Genomic DNA, 19,873 nt, shown 5'->3' on the forward strand with positions numbered 1-19,873 from the left:
TGTATGACGAATTCGCCTTATTAAGCGTTCCAGCAATCCCACCATTATCTGGAGAAAGATAACATGCCCCAAAATTCTCAGTCCTCGCGACGATCCTTCCTTAAGACTTCAGCAGCTGGCGCGGCCGCCGGTATGCTCACTCAGCAACTCTTTCAGGCCAATGTTCATGCCGCAGAAGAAACCGTTCTGAAAGTCGGACTTGTCGGTTGTGGCGGTCGAGGGACTGGAGCAGCACGCGATACTCTCTCTGCAGACCCCAACTGTAAAATTGTGGCTCTGGCCGATATTTTTAAAGATAAAGCCGAAGCGGCACAGCGACAACTTAAAGCAACCGAATACGCAGACCGGGTCGATGTATCTCCCGATCGTATCTACGAAGGTTTCGACGCTTACCAGCAGCTGATCGATTCCGATGTCGACGTCGTCCTGCTGGCGACTCCTCCCGGTTTCCGACCGATTCAAGTTGAAGCCGCCATCAAAGCGGGCAAGCATGTCTTCTGTGAAAAACCTGTCGCGGTTGACCCCGTCGGTTGTCGACGCGTTTTTGAAGCGGGCAACCTGGCCAAAGAAAATGGATTGACTCTCGTCTCTGGTTTGTGCTGGCGTTACGAAGATGGCATGAAAGAAACCATCGGCCGCATTCATGATGGTGCCATCGGAGACATCCAGGCGATTTACAGTACGCGTTTCAATGCAGGTGTCGATAAGCGCCAGCCACGCACCGCAGGCATGTCGGAAATCGAGTACCAGATTCGCAACTGGTACTACTACACCTGGCTCTCAGCCGACTTCTTCGCCGAGCAGTTTGTCCATGAACTCGATAAAATTTCCTGGATGATGCAGGATGTTTATCCCGAAAAAGTACTCGCCACCGGGGGACGTGAAACTCGTATCGGCGAGGAAAACGGAAATGTGTTTGATCACATCGCAGCCTGTTTCTACTACCCGAGTGGTGTTCGTTATCACGCTGCTTCCCGTCAACAGATTGGCTGCACGAACGAATTCCAGGATTTCGTTATCGGAACAAATGGAACCGCTGATTTGATGGCCTACAAAATCAACGGCCCGAATGAATGGAAGAAACGTAAGAACGTCAACCAGATGTACCACAATGAGCATGTTGCTATGTACGATTCGATTCGTAATCAGAAAGCGCTAAACAACACCGAATATATGGTGAAGAGTTCGCTGATGGGCATCATGGCACGCATGTCCGCCTACACCGGTAAAGAAGTCACTTGGGAGCAGGCCTGGAACTCCAGCCTCGATCTGAGCCCGACCGGTTACACATTCGAGTCGACCCCAACTGACACCAAGGTGTCCGTACCAGGAGTGACACCTCTGGTCTAAACATCTAATAATGCGTTCTTATCTGAATGCACTGGGATTGCTCCGACAAAACCAGTAAAATCAAATGATGACGTAACTGTCAGCGAGCCAGGATAGAAATATCCTGGCTCGCTGAATTTGATATTGGTGGATTGAGTTTTAATAGCCATCGAAATGAACGTGGACAATTTGAGATCTGTTCGCATTGACCTACACCTGAGATCTCATAGACATCTATTTTTATAGAAGGCAGCACCATGAAAGGTCCAGGACTGAAAACCCGACTGGATGTTCGACGAGTCTGGAAATGCCCTCAAACGGGTCGCATTCTCAAGACTCCCGGCCATGTCACGCAGTTCGTTTCACCCTTCACAAAAGACCGCTGCTGGATGCAGTTCATCGAAACCGAACATCCTCCCCGGCCGATGGTTCCACTCGATGAAATGCTTTCGCACATGTATTTTTCAGCAACTGAAGAAGAGGTCGCTGCAGAAGACTCTCTCGAACAAGAAATCGTCAGTGAGAACTCAACAACCAAAGAGGATTCTCCTGGCCCTGAGAGCGAGTCCACTATGGTTGACAGTGATGCGGTCCCAGAAGAAGACCAATAAAATTCGGTATTGATTTTCCCAAAGACGGAGAGATAACTAAATTGTTATCGGCTGATTCCTGACTTCAATTTGAAAAATAATCATAACCCGAAGCGTCAGCGAGGGGACAGCGTTCAATCAATATCCGGGTTAAACTTATACTCTTATAGTATTAATGTCGTCTCACGTGTCACGTTGTTCTCCTTGGATACAAGTGGGAATCTGGGTTAACAATATCTGTGTTCATCCGCGTATATCCGTGGTTCAAATTCATTATCAATTTCGACAAGCCCGACTGAAAGAATACTCACGATGAAAGCGGCATACATCGAACAAACTGGTGATCCAGAAAACATCAAATATGGCGACCGACCTGATCCGTCGATTCAGGAACATGACGTGTTGATCGAAGTTGCTGCGGTTGCTGTCAATCCGATTGATACTTACATCCGCGCCGGCAATATCGCTATGGATTTGCCTCTTCCCTACACCCCCGGCTGCGATTTTGCGGGAACCGTCAAAGACGTTGGTAATCAGGTCACGAAATATCACGTTGGTGATCGCGCCTGGGGCAGCAATCAGGGACTCTTCGGAAAGCAAGGCAGCTTTGCAGAACTGATCTCCGTCCATGAAGACTGGATGTATCCGATTCCCGAGGAAGCTTCCTTTGAACAGGCGGCAGCTGGGGCACTGGTTTCCATCACTGCCGCTCTGGGACTGACTACTCATTCCCATCTGGCCGAGGGTGAAACCTTATTCATCAACGGTGGCAGCGGTGGAGTCGGGTCAATCGTTGTTCAGATGGCCAAAGCCATGGGGGCCCACGTCATCACGACGGCTGGCTCGGATGTGAAAGCTGACTATTGTCGAAGTATCGGAGCCGATCTCGTTCTCAATTATCGAGATCCTGAAATGGACCGTCAGTTACAAAGCCATCTCGATCAAAACGGCAAAATCAATTTCTGGTGGGAAACACTTCGCTCTCCCGATATCGCCCGCACGATTCCCTTCATGGAAAAACGCGGTCGCATTGTCGTGATGGCAGGCCGAGAAGCAGAACTCCTGTTTCCACTCGGTCCGTTCTATGTGAACGATTTGAAACTGATCGGCTTCGCCATGTTCAACGCTTCGGCTACCGAGCAGCAGGAAGTCGCCTGTAAAATCAACGATTTTTTCAAAGCTGGCCAGCTGACCATCCCAATCGGTAAAAACCTTTCCCTGAAGGATGCCGCTCTTGCCCATCAACTCCAGGAAAAGAAAACACTCGAAGGCGAAGCCGACTTCCATGGCAAAATTATTCTGACACCGTGACCTCAGTTTAATTCGCTCAATACGATAGGAATGGTAAATCTGGGAGGCTGCGATTCGCTACGACCCCAGTCCCCTTCTCCACTTCTGAACGAACGACTTCCCTTATTTTTCTGATTACAGACTGACCAATGCTTCAACGATTCGTCAAATGGCTGGGCAAACACGAATTGACCACGTTGATTCTGATTGCAGTCATTGGTGGAGGAAGCTGGGGCTTTCTCAAACTTGCTGATGAGGTTTTCGAAGGCGACAGTCAGGATTTTGATCGTGCGGTATTACTCTCATTGAGAAATCCCGATGATCTGACTGATCCGCTCGGACCTCTCTGGTTGGAAGAAGTTGGTCGAGACGTTACGGCTCTGGGTGGCAATGCGATTCTAATTTTTCTGACCATCAGTATCGCTGGCTTTCTCGTGCTTCAGAAACAAAAGTGGGTCGCTCTCTTTCTGGTTTGTGCCGTTGTCAGTGGAATGCTGATGAGCACTGGCCTTAAGCACTTCTTTGATCGCCCTCGTCCAGATCTCGTTCCCCACGGCTCTTACGTTTACACACAAAGTTTTCCTAGTGGACACTCGGCACTTTCTGCCGTCACCTACCTGACTTTGGGAGCCTTACTCGCGCGTGTTCAAACCAGTCGTCGCCTGAAAGCTTATATTCTCCTGCTGGCATGCTTTATCACACTGGCCGTCGGAATCAGCCGAGTCTATCTCGGCGTCCACTGGCCGACTGATGTGATTGCCGGCTGGACTCTGGGAGCGACCTGGGCTGCGATCTGCTGGATGATCTTTCGCTGGTTTCAACGTGAAAAACAGATTGATCAGCCTGAAACATCTGTTGACAGAAAGCCCGCCTGAGACACTGCAGGGAAGCCGACTTATATCAATTCCCGAATCGATTCCCATTCAGAAACGGCCTGCAATATTTCACGTGGGATGTCGGGTTCAAGCCGGAGTACCCCTGGATCGACGAGCGTTCTCAGAATTGTCGATACCAGATTTTCTATCGTAATCGGTTTCGATTTCGGAACACTTCCATCCCGAGACGACTCTCCAATCACCTGCCCCATCGGCAATCCGCCGCCAGCCAGTATCAGCGGAGCCAGGTTTCCCCAATGATCCCGCCCACCATTTTTGTTGATCCGCGGCGTACGTCCCATTTCTCCGCAACAGACCAGTAGAATTTTATCGCTCAATCCCCGCTCGTGCACATCGTCCAGAAATGCAGAGACGGCATGATCAAACGGCCTGCCCATATACCGCATCCCTTCGGCAACTCCCGCATTATTGACATCAGCATGCATATCCCACACAAAGTTAGTTGTGATGGTGACAAACCCTGCACCCCGTTCACAAAGCCTGCGTGAAAGCAAAAGCAGCTTGCCCAGTGATTGCCCGTTATCGACATAATTCTGATAGTTCTTCCACTTCTTGCTGATATTATCGGGACGGGCAATGGGGCTGGTATCATATCGTGCCAGCGTCCGGTCATCTTCCTGTTTCAAATCAAAGGCATCGGCCAAACCACCGAGTATTGTCTCAAATGCCTGTTGACGAAATGGCGTCTGCAGTGAAGTCGAGTCACTCCGATCCCGCTGCCAGCGTAACTGATCGAGTTCTGATAACAACTTTCGGCGATCGTTCAATCGTCGCATCGATATCGAGAGCTGCATATCATCCTGCAAATTTCCTCCCGCTCCTGGAGCAAACGGTGCCAGAGCGGAGGAGTAGTTTCCAGAGGACCCGAACTTCCCAAAATTCATCGTCGTTGGCTGGGCTTCCGGTTCCACCGCTTGTGGATAGAGTGCAATATTTCGAGGCATCCCGGTTACCGGATGATGTGCTCCTGCAATTCGCGAATAGAGCGTTCCAAGATTGGCATCATTCGTCGACTTATGCACGATCGGCTTAATGTCGTGACGGCTATCTCCAGTCGTAAATGAACGGACAATCGCCAGACGATCCGCCATCGTTGCCAGCCGCTTGAATGTGCCACCGAATGTCACTCCCGGCAGATTCGTCTGCACTTCGCCCGTCGTACTGCGAATTTCAACCGGAGCATCCATTTTCGGGTCAAACGTCTCAAATTGACTCGGCCCGCCGTGCATAAAGAGAAAAACGACCGCTTTATCCCGCAACAGCGATCCCATCCCCGCAGCAGAGCCAGCCTGACACATCTGCTCCAGCGTCAATCCTCCCGCCAGAAGGGATCCGACACTCAAAAAGTGCCGTCGCGAACCGAAACGGTTTCCAGCTTGTCTCTGATCGTACAGATGTAGCATTTCATCCTCCAGAATAGCTCAGGAGAAACTTCATTTTGGATCGATAACAGCCCCCTGACACATTCATTCTGCCTGATACAAGTCCTTCACGTCCAGCGGTGAGAGCAGTATTTCCCAGAAATTTTCAGAGACAATAAAATCAATTTTCCAAAGCATTTGCAATTTCAAACCGATTGTTCATAATACCGTCACAGGTGATGACCACCACCCACGGGGGATTAGCTCAGCTGGGAGAGCGTTTGGCTGGCAGCCAAAAGGTCAGGGGTTCAAGTCCCCTATCCTCCATTTTGTCACTTGTTGCCAATTGGTGACACACGGTTCCTGAACCCTTGCAATGGCAAGGGTTTCTTCTTTGGAGAAGGCAGATTCGCGACTGCTTTGGCCTGATCCTGAATTCCAAAATGTGTCTATCGCATTGTCAATCGGATATTAGACCATTTTCAAATGATTTCTGCAGTCGCATGGACATCAAATGGCGTAAAACACTGAGTTTGCTCCTGCCTTACACGCTGCAGTTCATTTTTGAAAATGCTCCAGAATGCCGTAACATTTGCTGTGCTTCAGGAATTGAACAGCCATTCTGCAAGAGTTCGGTAATGTGTCTGTGTCACTCAGCAGCATGGAAGTCTGCCACACCATCATCATCTTTGTACGGAATTCCGCCCCGTTCCAGATCTTTCTTGACCATTAAACAGGTTTTCTTCCGTTCCAGAGTATGTAGTGGTTGTAAGTCCGGAGTCCGATACCATCCGAAGCTGTTCACTAAAAAAGGTGCGTCGAAACGCACCTTTTGATCGTGTCGAGATGACAATTCTCTTATGCAGCGAAAACCAGGACTCGGTGCAGTTCTTCGATGGTCGTTTCGCCCGAGAGGACTTTCTGCTTGGCGGCTTTTTCGAGGGACATCATGCCGCGTTCTGCGGCTAGTTTATGCAGTTCCCGGCTTGATTTGTTCTGGATGATTGCATCGCGAATCTCGCTATCGACAGGCAGAACTTCGAAGACGCCAGTCCGGCCCATGTAGCCGGTGTGGAAGTTGCAGTCGGCTGGAATGCCGCGTTTCAGGGTGACTGATTCCCCTTCATTGGGATCGATTCCCAGGAACTGGCAGGCTGCGGCATCGGGATGGTAGTCTTCGCTGGAATTGCTGCAGACTTTGCGGAGGAGTCGCTGTGAGATCACACAGTTGACGCTATCGGCAATGAACATGGGGGGAATGCCGAAATCGCGGAAGACATCGATGGTAGCGGCTGTTTCGTTGGCGTGCAGCGTGCTCAGGACTCGAATTCCCGTCAAGCCAGCGCGCACGGCAATGTGCGCGGTTTCGGGATCGCGAATTTCGCCAACCATGATAACATCGGGGTCCTGACGCAAAACGCCGCGGAGAGCCTCGGCAAAATTGAAGTCGATTTTTTGATCAACTTGAATCTGGTTGACCCCTTCCATGCGCCGTTCGACCGGGTCTTCAATGGTAATCAGACTTTTGCCGGGATTGTTGAGGAGTTCGAGGCAACTGTACATGGTTGTACTTTTCCCGGAACCGACTGGCCCAACGCTCAAAATCATTCCGTAAGGTGCCTGGATGTATGTGCGAACAGATTCGGCCTGAGCGGGATCGAGTCCGAGCTGGTCGAGGCTGGTGTATTCGCGAGCGTTGGGCATCAAGCGGAGAACGAGCCGCTCGCCATGAAGGGTGGGCCCACCACCGACGCGGATGTCCCGCTGTCCTTTGAGGACGGCATTGGAGATATGTCCATCTTGAGCGACACGACGCTCGGTAATATCCATTCCGGCCATCAACTTCAGTCGCGAAATGACCTGAGAAGTCATCCCAGGTTTTAATTGCAGGATGCCATGCAGAATTCCATCGACACGAAGGCGAACGTGCAAGCCATCGACACGGGGGTCGAAATGGATATCGGTCGCCCCGAGTTCGAAGGCCCGTTCGAGCAGTAAATCGACCAGCGGTCCCGGTCCGACAACATCGATCAAACTTCTGAGTTCTTCCTGGAGGGCTTTCTGGCGAACTTCTCCTCCGGAACCTTGAGAGTTGGTGTTGTCAGATGCGATCTCTTTATCATCATTCATCGTATTAACTCCTCGGTCTGAGCGGCTGTTGAACTCTCGACCATCATCATGATGTGGCGTAGGTATGTTCAATGATCTTCAGTAAATGTTAAATCATCGTTCGTATGTTTTTAATCTCTGCAGAAAAATGAGATTTCAACAGAGTTTGCAAATTGACAGAGAGGCAGATATTCGAGATTGGAAAACGGAATGTTAACGACATTAGAAACCGTATAGATTGCTACGAACCTGAAGGTGAGAAAGGGTTACTGGATGACTCTTTGCCACTTGTCTCTTCAGGCATTGGAGTTGTTGTCGCTGCCGGGCTGGGGACATTTTCGGCTGGCTCAGATGATGTCAGCTCTTCCTGGGGAAGTGAATTATGCGAACTACTCATCTCGACAGTCTCTTCGATTGTGATTTCTTCCAGTGCGGGTTCTGAAGTCCCCGTTTCGCTGGAATCGGAAGAGGTTGGAGCTGGAGCTGGAACTTCCGGGCTCACGACTTCATTGTTCAAAATCCCTGGATTCAGGATAATGACTGCCAGGCCAATGCAGGCAAGCAGGAGGAATCCGGCGACAACCCAGCCAGCCTTTGAGCCCGTGGAATTATTCTTGCCGGACGATGTCAAATTGGAAGTTCCTCGTAATCCTAAGGCGGAACGAGCTTCTTCACGTGTATTGACAATGGTCCAGACCTTATCGAGTGAGGCCAGTTTCAGAACTTCCTTAACCCCATCGTGTGGGCAGACAACACTGATTTTTCCATCTTTAGCCTGAGCGGCCTTCCAGACACGCACAATCAGGGCGACCATCGCCGAGCCCATGTAGTTCAAGGGAGACAGATCGACAATGATGTAAGGATTTTTTTGCGTTGACATCGAGTTCAGAACTTCAGTTCCAATTGCGTCGATGTCTCCCCATTGAACGTTATTCAATTCGGGCAACAGGACCAGCACGGATACATTTCCGTCCTGAAGCAATTCGAATGAAGATTCAATTTGAGCCACCATTGTCTCCATGTGTTCAAGATGGGATCACAAATGCAAGTCTGATAATATGATAACGGATGTCGACAGTTTTGAATATCTGATGACAGATTATGTTTTGCAATGTGAAATTCTGATAAACGCTTGCCAAGAATCGGCATAGAAATCGGGTATCTATTGCAGTGAATGCTGATATGGAGATCAACCATTGTTCTGAAGTTGAATAATCAGAACCTGCAATTTGCCTGGCCCGCAAATCTTAAGCCCACCCTCAATCATACAATAGAGCGAGTTTAACAGATAATTACAACATCCGTTAGCAAATCCCTTGCCTTGAACGCGCACGGACGTCTACCGGAGAACCAGGAGATTCGTTCGCAGGGGGAGCTTGGGAATTATTAATGACACCATTGAAGTGTTAATCAAAAGATATGTAATTCCTTTTAATCATTCTGGTGTTCTTTAATCTTCAACAGGCAATGTAAACGTCACCTCACATTTTTTACAGCGGATCTGCTGGCCAGGTGTTTGTGGATCGATATCGTACTGATCGCTGCCGAGAATATCGGTGACGTTGTACTTGGCTTTGCAGTTGGGGCAGTGAGTAATCGTCCGGCTACCACTTAAGCGAAGTTCTGCTACAGGATAATTTGTGGATGGCGATGCCTCCCGCTCCTCAGAGGTTGAGAGTGAAGAATCCGCAGAGGATGAACTTTGTTGATTGGGTTGATGACGTGTCAGCATATCAATTGGGACGGGTATGACGACGGTAGTTTTATCGTTACTGACATCACTTAAAGTTTGCAGCACGCGGAGTGTCATCGCTCCGGGAGACCGGCCGAGGATGTCGGCTGCATCACCAAAAATCTGGGCGACATAACGATCCGATTCTGCTTTGATCTTGATTGAATTGGCTTCCTTTTGAGCTTCCGTCTCCCGCATCATCGCCCGTTGGAGGCTGGCATCGAGCTGGGCATCGGTCAGACGAATATCGACATCCCTCAATCCCCAGTCAGCCGCGTTGCGGGCGATAATGGTTTCGACTTCTGCCGCGATTTTCATTTTCTCATTGCGAACGTCCTCAATCGTTTTTGTGCCGAGAACATCAGCGATAGTCGTTAAAGCCATCTGCTGCATCGTGTAGCGATAGTTACTCACTTCCAGTAGTGCCTTCTCGGGATCGGCGACGCGGAAGTTCAAGTTGCCGGAGATCTTCACCGAGATATTGCCGTTGAGCACGATTTGTTGTTCGGGGAGATCAATTGTCTGTAGCGAGCGTTTTGTCTTCATGATCTGCTGGACGAATGGAATCGCAAATCCTAAACCGGGTGTGACCATGCCCGAGAATTGTCCCAGTGTCAGTCGAACTCCAATTTCATCCTGCTTAATCACATACAGACCCAGGACAGTAATCACATTGCTGGCAGACATTATTTCCCCTTAAAACGATGAATGGACATGCAAATTTTTGAAAGAGTTGATAGCCTGAAACGTACATTTTACAGAATGGTTCACGAAAACTCGCCCAAACATCCACTGTTTCCTTCCGGGAGTCGTTATCCATGAGCAATCTTCTACGACGTCAATTTCTCCAAACCACTTCTGCAGGCATGCTGGGTTTGATGTCTGCCCCCACCTTATTCGCCGACAACAAATCGCCCAATGAAAAAGTGATTGTGGGTGTTATGGGAACATCCCGCAATGCTAACGGTAGAGATGGACGGGGCACGCATCTGGCAAAGTCTTTCGCAAGCCTGCCGAACTGTGAAATTAAAACCGTATGCGATGTCAACTCCCAGAATGCCGGATTTGCTCAGGAAGGTGTCGCCACAAAACAGAATCGGAAGCCGGAAGCGATCGCCGACTACCGACGCATGCTCGATGATTCCGAGATCGATGCGATTGTCATTGCGACACCTGACCACTGGCACGCTCCTGCCGGGATCGCTGCGTGCCAGGCTGGTAAGCATGTGTATGTCGAGAAACCCTGTTCGCATAATCCTCATGAAGGGGAGATGTTTATTGAAGCGGCTCGCAAGTACGATCGCCGCGTGCAGATGGGAACACAGCGACGTAGTCGGCCAGGGTTACAGGAAGCGGTTGCAAAACTGCATGAAGGGGTGATCGGAAAAGTGCTGTATGCGAGCTGCTGCTATTACAATGCCCGGGGGGGAATCGGGTATGGAAAACAGACGCCTGTTCCCGACTATTTGAACTGGGATTTGTGGCAGGGACCGGCTCCGCATGTGGCTTACCGGGATAACATCGCCCCTTACAACTGGCACTGGTTCTGGGACTGGGGGACAGCTGAAATGGGTAACAACGGCGTGCATTATCTGGATGTCCTCCGCTGGGGATTGGGTGTCGATCATCCGCAGGAAGTGAGCAGCACGGGCGGTAAGTTCCGGAACGAGGATGATCAGGAAACGCCCGATACGAGCATTTCGACGTATCACTTTGGAGATTGTTTCATCACGATGGAACAGCGAAGCTGGATCAAGACAACCAAATTTGATCCGGGCACACCGATGAGATTCTTCGGCGAAGGGGGTTCGTTAGAGATCGTTTCGGATTCGGGCTATCGCGCTTACGATCCGAACGGAAAAGAACTCGCCTCCGGCTCTGGACCGGGCGGAGAAACCAATCATCTGCAGAATTTTGTCGAAGCCATCCGTGGCGAAGCTGAATTGAATTGCGAAATTGAAGAAGCCCACAAGAGCACTCAGCTGTGCCATCTGGCAAACATCTCCTACCGAGTCGGCAGACGCATCGCACTGGATGAACAGACCCACCAAATCAAAAACGACCCTGCAGCGATGAAGCTGTGGAGCCGTGAGTATGAGAAAGAGTTTGAACCACAGGTGTGATCGATTGAGTTTGGATGGCGGGGGCGCTCCGCTACAGCGGAAGCCCCCGGAAAATTCATCGATTCGGGGGCTTCTCTTCGAGAGCGCCCCCGCCACCCTTGTTGGAATCGATCAAAAACTATTTCTTGAATTCCCAGCTGGTATTGTCGGCGAAGTTGACATCTCTGGGATTGATGGCGACTGATTTGGTTTCCTCGGGGGCGAAGAAGGCCATCGTACCAAATTTACGGGTTTCGCCAGCCGGGACGAGATTCCGCTCTCCAGACTGGGAGTGCGGGAAATCTTTGAGCTTCTTGCCGTCGGCGTCGAGGTAATCGTTATTGACTGAGAAGTTTGAAATGTCCTTATTGGAATGATTGGTGATTGTATATTGCATCATCATATTGCCGTTTTCTTCGGTCAATTCCAGGAATTTGAAACTGACAGGAGCTTCGCCGGGAAAGCTGAGCTTGGCAATCTCTTCAGGCATATTTTCGTACTCTGTCAGAGGGATATTGGAAAGCGAAAGCGATTCTTCAAATTCCTGGAATTCTTTGACGATCTGAACCTGAAGTTTAGCGGGAGCCTTATCGAAGTAAGCGTTTTGAGTGCCTTTGTCGCCTGTCCAGAATCCGCCTCCACCGCTGGATTCGAACGGATTCCCCTCTGCATCAAGCCCGAGAATTGTGATCTGACCGTTGGAAAGTCCCGTGTACTCGACTGTGAAATTCGAACCGGCATCCGGGTTGATCCGAACCTGTTTGAGAGTGAGAGTGAAATTCTCTGTTTCAATCGTCTCCCCCTTTTCGAGTTTGTCGAACGTCTGGGTAATAATTTCCGTGGGTATGGAATAATGAAACTGAGTATCAATCGACTCAATTTGCTGGACGGTCTGAACCAGGTTTCCCAGAGGTATTGAATCCTCAATGATGGCATGCTTGAGGCTGACTTGAGGCATCAACATCTGGTAGCCGGAGGATTCGATCTGGAGATTGAGATTACCTGTTCCCGTTAACTGGTCGATGATCCAGCGGGCTTTGGTTTTGTTCTCGGAATCAGCTTGATCGGTCACCTCCTGCAGACTGGAAACAACAGCACTGGGGATTCCGGCCGCAATCAATTGCAGTTTCAAATCTCCTGCCGCATAAGGAGGATATTCTTCAAGGGATTCGACAAGCATCAAAAAAGGACCGTTGGTCGCCACAGGAGTCTCTCGTTTGCCCTCTTTGAATCCCAGTAACTTGAGTTTATATCGCGGAGTAATTCCGACCTGCTCACACGCAGCTTCGATCACCTGAAGCCGGGAAACATCCTGCAGATTCAAGGTGATCGGCTTAGAGAAAGCTTCTGAGAAATTCTCTGCCTCAAACAATTCAAATCCACATTCCTCAGCCATTTTCTTGATGAGTTCACCAGCCGGCTGATTGTCGAGAGAGACATCGACCTGCCAGGCGTTTTTGTATTCTTCGGGAGTCAACGCCTGCATCGGTGGGATCACATCGGGCTCGGCATACTGAAAATCGAAATCATCGTATTCCTGCATTTCTCCGAATTGCATCTCGGTCTCATCACCAGCCATGTTGTCCATATTAAACAGTTCATCGGGAAGATGAATTTTCCAGCGATCCTTCATTCGCTGAAATTCAATCGGATTACGCTTGTCATCGTTGACAACGATCGCGGTCGCCTTATCTTCATCGATTTTAAGCTCTTCCAAATTCGCATCGGTCACTTTACCCAGATCAAAGTTCCCACCCGATTCGGACATCCAGCCCATGAGGTCTTCCAGAAAGGCCGGCTTGTTTTTGATCGCACTGCCAAGCATCCGCATCATGTTTTGTGGATCTCCGTTAGCAGCGGGCGGTTCTAAACCCGGAAACGGGGATTCCGCATCGGGTCCAGCCCCATGTTTTTTCATCAACGCTTCAAATCCTTTTTTGCTGTCCGGATCGAAAGCGGCGGTGAGAGAAGACATGAAGATCATCACCCCACACAAAGAAGCCTGAGAATCTTCCGTCAGACAATTGGCACCCGCTTTCCAATTCCCCGCTTCAATATTCGTTTTGAATGTCGCAAAAGTCGCTTCAGGCTTACTCAAGTCGAGACTGAGATCTTCCTGAGGAACATCTTTTGCTTCAGAGGTTTCGACTTCTGGAAGATTCACCTGCTTCTGCTCGGGAGCTTCCTGAGAACTACAGCCGAGAACCGTCAGGAGCAGGAATGATGTTAAGATCCGCGATCGTGTAATCTGCATGAGTGGTTCCACTTGTGGTTAAGTCGATGTGAGTTGCGAACAGCTTTTACGGATTGAGGCGAATGCCTTAGCTTAGCAGGCTGTGATACTAGACGGATCAAATCCGTGATTGGATCAAAGAAATTGGAGAAAATAGACTGAAAAATTTATTCCCCATTTTCAATGGCACTCCAGAGAACGCCCGTGAAATAATCGAATGCGGCGTGATCGTCTATTTCTGTGAGGACTTCCAGATTCGCTTCCTGGTGTCGGACTCCGCGTCGATCAACAACCAGCATGCCACGTGTCAATTCACCACCAGTTTCAACATCAACCGACATCAGCCTGCGTGAAAAGAATTGAGGGCGGACAGCTGCCGCTAAAGCGGCAAGGCCGTTCAAGGCGATCCCTTCCTGTCCCAGATGTCGGCGTGAAGAACGCAGCGCGAATGAAAGTAGCTGGTGCACCAGGTCGGAAATGGGAGACTTACTGTCCTGAGGCAGTCGGTCCAGCGCTCCGAAATTCAACCGCAGTTGATCGGAAATATCGAGCGGGACCAGAGTTTTGAGGCAAGAAGATTTAAAGACATAACGAGCCGCCTCGGGATCGGCGTAAACATTCCCTTCAGAAGTCGCGGTTACATCTCCTCCTTCGTTGATCGAGCCCCCCAGGCAAATGAGCGTTTTGACTTCCTGTAGAAAATCGGGAGCGATTTCGCAGGCCAGGACAATGTTCGTCATTGGGCCAAGTGTGAGCACGGTTACTTCATGTGGATTATTTCGAACGACATCGACCAAAACTTTCGCCGACGTATGAGGACTGGCCAGACTGACCGCTGTTGTCGGGCAATCTCCCAAGCCATTCTCGCCGATCAATAGAGGAATCGGCACCTCCCGTAATGATGAGATTAATGCGGGAAGTTCTACTTCGGTGCAACCGAGCCTCGGATATTTCTGGGGATCCATCCGATTGAGAATCGTCTGCATGTTCTGATTGGCTTGCTTCCCGCTAACGACTCCAGCGGTCGCCGTTAAAGCCAGCACATCGATTTGCGGATCGAGAATGGCAACCATAATTGTGAGCGCATCGATGAGACCGGGGTCTGCATCGATCACCAGTTTGTGTCGACGAATCGGCGACATGGACTTGGTCGGTTGAGATTTGACTTCAGGCTCAAATTCTTCTGGCATTAATTCTTCAGGACTCATCGGTAACACATCCCAGGGAAGCAGATTTCACGGTCATAATGTATCGATGCAGAGTTCCACGTTCGTATTTATAAGGAGGCATGACCCAGTTCGCTTTTCGAGTCGCCATCTCTTCGGGTGTGACATCGATACTGATTTCATTCTTTACTGCATCAATGGTAATCGTATCTCCGTCTTCCACCAGAGCAATTGGCCCACCTTCCTGTGCTTCCGGACAAACATGCCCGACAATGAAGCCGTGAGACGCACCCGAGAAGCGGCCATCGGTAATCAATGCAACATCTTTTCCAAGACCAGTCCCTATCAAGGCAGCGGTCGGAGAAAGCATCTCCGGCATCCCCGGCCCACCTTTAGGACCTTCGTAACGGATAACGACAACATCCCCTTTTTGAATTTCCTTATTCTCAACGGCGACAATCATGTCTTCCTCGCAGTCGTACACACGAGCAGTCCCCGTGAACAAAGTTCCTTCTTTCCCGGTAATTTTCGCGACCGCTCCCTCGGGAGCCAGATTTCCCCAGAGGATTCGTAAGTGCCCCGTCGGCTTGATCGCATGAGCGACATCATGCACAACATCCTGCTCCGGAGGAAAGTCTGGAATGTTCGCCAGATTCTCTGCCACGGTCTTACCTGTGACTGTCATGCAATCACCATTCAGATATCCATTGGCCAGCATGTATTTCATGACCGGAGGAGTCCCACCCGCTTTGTGCAGATCGACCATCGAATATTTTCCACTCGGACGCATATCGCCGAGCAGAGGTGTCCGCTCGCTGATTTCCTGGAAATCTTTCAAGGTCAAGTCGACATCGACTGATCGAGCCACCGCCAGCAGATGCAGTACCCCATTGGTCGATCCCCCGAGTGCGATAATCATTGTGATCGCATTCTCGAAGGCTTCGCGCGTCATAATATCGCGAGGCTTCAAATCCATTTCGAGCAGTCGCAAAATGTAATCGCCGGTCGATTTACACTCAGCTACTTTGAGATCATCCGTCGCCGGAATCGAGGAACTGTAAGGCAGCGACATCCCGAGGGCTTCCATCGCAACCGACATCGTGTTCGCAGTAAACATCCCACCACAGGCCCCCGCACCGGGGCAACTGTTCCGCACGATGTTATGCCGTTCTTCATCGGTGATGCGACCAGCCAGGTATTCGCCATAAACTTCGTTGGCGGAACCGACGTCAATCATTTTTCCATTCCAGCAACCGGGCTGGATCGTGCCGCCGTAAACCATGAGGGCAGGTCGATTCATGCGGCCAGCCGCGATCAGGCAGCCGGGCATGTTTTTGTCGCAACCCGGCAATGCGATGAGGCCATCGTAGAAGAAAGCCGACATCACGGTTTCGATGGAATCGGCAATGACATCCCGGCTCTGTAAAGAGAAGGACATTCCCTCGGTCCCCATCGAAATGCCATCGCTCACACCGATGGTGTTAAATCGCATTCCGATCAGATTCTTCGCCTGCACGCTGTCGCGAACAGCTGTCGCCAGATGATCCAGATGCATATTACAGGGATTGCCATCGTACCAGATACTGGCAATGCCAATCTGAGGTTTGTTCATATCCTCATCACTCATCCCAGTCGCATAGAGCATCGACTGAGAGACACCCTGCTTCCGCGGCTGGGTAATCCGGCTACTGTACTTATTGAGAGAATTGGTGGCGCTTGGGTTTTGGGAGATCATTCGAGATTCCATCAACTGGTGTTCATCGAGATTGAGATTACATAGGAAAACACAATTCTAATCAAAATGACCACCAGATTCACAGTTCAGACGATTCCTGCTGCCCCAGACGGACAGGGAAGGGTGGCTGGGGTCGTAGCGAAGCGCAGCCCCCAGATTTGATGCCCCCGTCTTATTTCAGAAAAAAGAACCGCAGATGAACGCGGATAAACGCAGATAAAATGAATCCGCGTCCATCCGCGGTTCATAATTTCCATAGTAAACTGGAAAATGAGAAAGCATGACGCGATCAGTTCACCCCCATCTACGATCTACAATTTCATAGATGGAAATCCGTCATTCTTCTGAGACAGGGTTTACACCCCGTAAATACCCCCAACCCATTCATGATTATGATTGCGAGAGGGGCTGAATCCTGAAAATGTATGACAGTATCTGTGAACGCCGTTTGTTTGCAGGATTGCGGGTGATTATACTATTTCGAACATCTTCAATTCGTCGATCACCCTCTTCCTCAAAATGTCATCTGCTATTTTATGACGATTTCCAATTCCATTTCGCTGCCTGTTCTGAATGATCAGAACGAAGAAGTCGTCCCGATGCAGGCGACTTCTCCCCTTTTGAATTTGTCAGGGGAGCAAAAAACCTGTCGGATGGTCACGCTGGGATGTAAGGTCAATCAGTACGAAACTCAGCTGGTTTATGAAGCCCTTCAGAAAAACGGTTATCGGGAAGCAACAGAAGACGAAAATGCTGATCTGTGCGTAGTAAACACTTGCACCGTAACACATACTGGTGATTCCAAATCCCGACAGGTTATTCGGCAACTCTCACGGAAAAACCCAGGAACCCGCACATTGGTGATGGGCTGTTATGCGACCCGGGAGCCTCAGGATCTGGCAAAGTTGCCGAGTGTATTTGAGGTGGTGACCAATAAGCGGGAACTTCCAGACATTCTGCAGCGTCATGGAATTTACGATATGCCGGTTGGCATCAGTGAATTCGAAGGCCGAAAACGGGCTTATGTGAAAGTGCAGGATGGCTGCATTCTGAAGTGCACCTATTGCATTATCCCCTCTGTCCGTCCGGGTTTACAGAGTCGTTCTCCTCAGGAAATCGAAGACGAAGTTCGCCGATTGATTGATAATGGCTATCTGGAAATCGTCATCACTGGCGTGCATGTCGGACATTATGGCGTCGACACGACGCGAGGGAAATCAGGGAAAGCTCCGTTTCGGTTATGGCATTTGTTCGAGAAACTGGACAAAATCCCAGGGAACTGGAGAATGCGACTCTCAAGTATTGAAGCGGTTGAAATCAATAACGAGTTCATCTCAGCAGCGGCTAACTGCAAGCATCTTTGCCCGCAATTTCATCCGGCTCTGCAAAGTGGTTCTGAAACCGTACTGCGACGGATGCGGCGGCGGTATAGCATGGCTCGGTTTCAGGAAAAACTGCAACAAATGCGGGAGCGGCTCGACCATCCCGCCTTTACTACCGACGTGATTGTCGGCTTTCCGGGTGAAACTGAAGCCGAGTTCGAAGAAACGTTACAATCTTGCCGGGAGGCACGGTTTATGAAAGTGCATGTTTTTCCATACAGCGGCCGAAAAGGGACGAAGGCGATTGATTTTCCCGATCAATTGCCCCCACAGGTTATTAAAGAGCGCGTGGCCCGACTGAGTGAATTGGAGCGGGATCTGGCGGAAGATTATTATCGAGAGCGAATTGGGCAGGCATCTCAGGTTTTTGTGGAGCGTCTCTCCCAAAAGCAGGAAGGCTGGGTTCGCGGAACCGATGAACGTTATGTGCCCGTCGAATTTCCCGGGAAGAAATCGGAGATTGGATCGTTTCAAACCGTAACGGGCCATCAGGCATTCCGAGACCATCTTTCAGCAACTCGCGGCGGGCCAAACCATGAGTGATCACACAAAAAACTTCCAACCCTTTTATTTCTCGCTCGAACCGTCCGGTAATATTGCGGTGGTACGTTTCAAGCACCCTCGACTTTCCGAAGAAGATAATGTCGAACAGCTCGGATTCGAGTTGATGCATATCGTCGATCAACTCGGCTACAATCAGATTGTCCTCTCGATGAAAGGTGTCGAATGGATCACCTCTTCCATCATCGGCAAGTTGATTCATCTGCATCGTCATCTCCAACGGATTAATGGGGAACTCGCCCTTTGCGAACTGGCTCCCGGTGTTGTTGATGTTATGGAGACCAGCCGTTTGGACACCTATTTCTGCATTATGCCTGGGGTAGAGGAATCCATTTCTCAGTTTGAGACTGAGAAGTGAGCAGGCATCTTTACCCGAAGCGTAAGCGAGGGGCCTGCGTGGAATTCATAATCGGTGATATTTTGTCCATTTCAACCCTGTTGAATGGATGGCAAAACAAGCGATGTTAATACTCGCAGATCTGTTTTTTACATGAGATAACTGGCACGAATTGATATTAGAGTTTAATCGAATTCATGATCGAAAGCCGTCCACTCGCTGACGCTTCGGGTTATGATGCTCGGTGCAATGTATTTGTGATAAACGGACAGGCTGGAAGCCTGTCTTGCGGATGTGATTTTTGCCGGGATGTCATCGGCACCATTTGAAAGATTAAATTTGTCATATTTTGTCGCGATCGAAGGAATCGATGGGTCCGGTAAAGGAACCCAGACTGCCGCCCTGCATGAATACTTTCAGCAGTCGGGTCTCGGAACCTCTTCCATTACATTTCCTCGTTATGGTGAAACACTCATCGGTCGGCAGATTGGTCGATTTCTGGATGGACAATTTGGCGAACTGCAACACCTGCACCCGATTCCCATCTCCATGATGTATGCCGCAGAGCGATTTGAATCCCGGGAATTGATTTTCGAAAAGCTGAATGGATCCGAATTGCTAATTTCCGATCGCTACGTCGGATCCAACTTCGCGCATCAGGGAGCCCGCCTTCAGGGAACCGAACGAGCGGAATTCCTGGAGTGGATTCAGAAACTTGAGTATGAGGTCTTTGGAGTTCCGCGACCAAATCTGGTGGTCGTTCTCGACTTACCTGCTGAAATCTCAGCGGAACGGGTCGCGATGAAAAATGCTCGTCATTACACCGAACAGGTGACCGACCTACACGAATCTGACTGCGATTATCTGGTCGGAGTTCGGGAAGTCTATCTCGAATTGTGTGAACAGAATGAAGCCTGGCAAGCCGTTTCCTGCCTCACTCCCTCGGGAGAAGCCCGCTCGCCTGAAGAGATTCAAAATGAACTTCGGGAGTTAATCACTTCTCGAATGAATCTGCAACTTGACTCCAAAGCGTAACGATTCCCCCGCTTA

Annotated in this window: 16 protein-coding genes and 1 tRNA gene; 9 read left to right on the forward strand and 8 right to left on the reverse strand. The window is 49.9% G+C overall.

The genetic code is table 11. The features are described from left to right. Positions 1-63: 63 nt before the first annotated feature. The 4 genes from Pan54_RS16410 to Pan54_RS16425 all read left to right on the forward strand — a co-directional run bounded on the left by Pan54_RS16410 (position 64) and on the right by Pan54_RS16425 (position 4,084). A complete protein-coding gene (locus Pan54_RS16410) occupies positions 64-1,350 on the forward strand; it encodes a Gfo/Idh/MocA family oxidoreductase (RefSeq protein WP_146504510.1) in 1,287 nt (428 codons plus the stop codon). A gap of 236 nt (positions 1,351-1,586) precedes the next feature. Continuing rightward, the gene (locus tag Pan54_RS16415) at positions 1,587-1,940 is read left to right on the forward strand and encodes a hypothetical protein (RefSeq protein WP_146504511.1); all 354 of its coding nucleotides are present in this window, start codon (positions 1,587-1,589) and stop codon (positions 1,938-1,940) included. Positions 1,941-2,231: 291 nt separating this feature from the next. Continuing rightward, on the forward strand, positions 2,232-3,230 hold the full coding sequence (locus Pan54_RS16420; protein WP_146504512.1) for an NADPH:quinone reductase: 999 nt from the start codon (positions 2,232-2,234) through the stop codon (positions 3,228-3,230). Positions 3,231-3,358: 128 nt separating this feature from the next. After that, complete coding sequence (locus Pan54_RS16425; protein WP_146504513.1) at positions 3,359-4,084, forward strand: phosphatase PAP2 family protein; 726 nt, start codon at positions 3,359-3,361, stop codon at positions 4,082-4,084. A gap of 20 nt (positions 4,085-4,104) precedes the next feature. On the opposite strand, the gene Pan54_RS16430 is transcribed toward Pan54_RS16425, so the two are convergent. Then, entirely contained in the window at positions 4,105-5,508 is a 1,404-nt protein-coding gene (locus tag Pan54_RS16430; protein ID WP_146504514.1) for a DUF1501 domain-containing protein, read from the reverse strand. Between the two features lie 212 nt (positions 5,509-5,720). Between Pan54_RS16430 and Pan54_RS16435 the strand changes: the two genes are divergently transcribed. Next, positions 5,721-5,793: transfer RNA gene (locus tag Pan54_RS16435), tRNA-Ala, on the forward strand. A gap of 322 nt (positions 5,794-6,115) precedes the next feature. On the opposite strand, the gene Pan54_RS16440 is transcribed toward Pan54_RS16435, so the two are convergent. The 4 genes from Pan54_RS16440 to Pan54_RS16455 all read right to left on the reverse strand — a co-directional run bounded on the left by Pan54_RS16440 (position 6,116) and on the right by Pan54_RS16455 (position 9,994). Beyond that, positions 6,116-6,295: a hypothetical protein gene (locus tag Pan54_RS16440; protein WP_146504515.1), complete on the reverse strand. Its 180-nt coding sequence runs from the start codon at positions 6,293-6,295 to the stop codon at positions 6,116-6,118. 29 nt (positions 6,296-6,324) lie between these two features. Then, on the reverse strand, positions 6,325-7,596 hold the full coding sequence (locus tag Pan54_RS16445; RefSeq protein ID WP_146504516.1) for a GspE/PulE family protein: 1,272 nt from the start codon (positions 7,594-7,596) through the stop codon (positions 6,325-6,327). 220 nt (positions 7,597-7,816) lie between these two features. Then, positions 7,817-8,584, reverse strand: coding sequence for an STAS domain-containing protein (locus Pan54_RS16450; RefSeq protein ID WP_165441811.1), 768 nt, complete (start codon positions 8,582-8,584; stop codon positions 7,817-7,819). A gap of 441 nt (positions 8,585-9,025) precedes the next feature. Next, positions 9,026-9,994: an SPFH domain-containing protein gene (locus tag Pan54_RS16455; RefSeq protein WP_146504518.1), complete on the reverse strand. Its 969-nt coding sequence runs from the start codon at positions 9,992-9,994 to the stop codon at positions 9,026-9,028. Between the two features lie 131 nt (positions 9,995-10,125). Here Pan54_RS16455 and Pan54_RS16460 point away from each other — a divergent pair, with 131 nt between their 5' ends. Next, entirely contained in the window at positions 10,126-11,430 is a 1,305-nt protein-coding gene (locus Pan54_RS16460; protein ID WP_146504519.1) for a Gfo/Idh/MocA family protein, read from the forward strand. Positions 11,431-11,548: 118 nt separating this feature from the next. Here the strand turns inward: Pan54_RS16460 and Pan54_RS16465 are convergent, their stop codons facing one another. The 3 genes from Pan54_RS16465 to ilvD form a co-directional block, all read right to left on the reverse strand. Next, positions 11,549-13,663 (reverse strand): hypothetical protein, encoded by a 2,115-nt coding sequence (locus tag Pan54_RS16465; RefSeq protein WP_146504520.1) that lies wholly within the window; start codon positions 13,661-13,663, stop codon positions 11,549-11,551. A 146-nt stretch (positions 13,664-13,809) separates the two neighbouring features. Next, entirely contained in the window at positions 13,810-14,850 is a 1,041-nt protein-coding gene (locus Pan54_RS16470) for a nucleoside hydrolase (RefSeq protein WP_146504521.1), read from the reverse strand. Continuing rightward, positions 14,840-16,543: a dihydroxy-acid dehydratase gene (gene ilvD / locus Pan54_RS16475; RefSeq protein ID WP_146504522.1), complete on the reverse strand. Its 1,704-nt coding sequence runs from the start codon at positions 16,541-16,543 to the stop codon at positions 14,840-14,842. Before ilvD ends, Pan54_RS16470 begins: the two co-directional genes overlap by 11 nt. 536 nt (positions 16,544-17,079) lie before the next feature. On the opposite strand from ilvD, the gene mtaB reads away from it, so the two are divergent. From mtaB to tmk, 3 genes are all read left to right on the forward strand, one after another. After that, positions 17,080-18,468, forward strand: a complete 1,389-nt coding sequence (gene mtaB / locus Pan54_RS16480; protein WP_242631352.1) for a tRNA (N(6)-L-threonylcarbamoyladenosine(37)-C(2))-methylthiotransferase MtaB — start codon at positions 17,080-17,082, stop codon at positions 18,466-18,468. After that, entirely contained in the window at positions 18,461-18,844 is a 384-nt protein-coding gene (locus tag Pan54_RS16485; protein WP_146504523.1) for an STAS domain-containing protein, read from the forward strand. Before mtaB ends, Pan54_RS16485 begins: the two co-directional genes overlap by 8 nt. A 318-nt stretch (positions 18,845-19,162) precedes the next feature. Then, a complete protein-coding gene (tmk, locus tag Pan54_RS16490) occupies positions 19,163-19,858 on the forward strand; it encodes a dTMP kinase (protein WP_146504524.1) in 696 nt (231 codons plus the stop codon). The last annotated feature ends 15 nt before the right edge of the window (positions 19,859-19,873 follow it).

The organism is Rubinisphaera italica, assembly GCF_007859715.1.
Classification (GTDB): domain Bacteria; phylum Planctomycetota; class Planctomycetia; order Planctomycetales; family Planctomycetaceae; genus Rubinisphaera; species Rubinisphaera italica.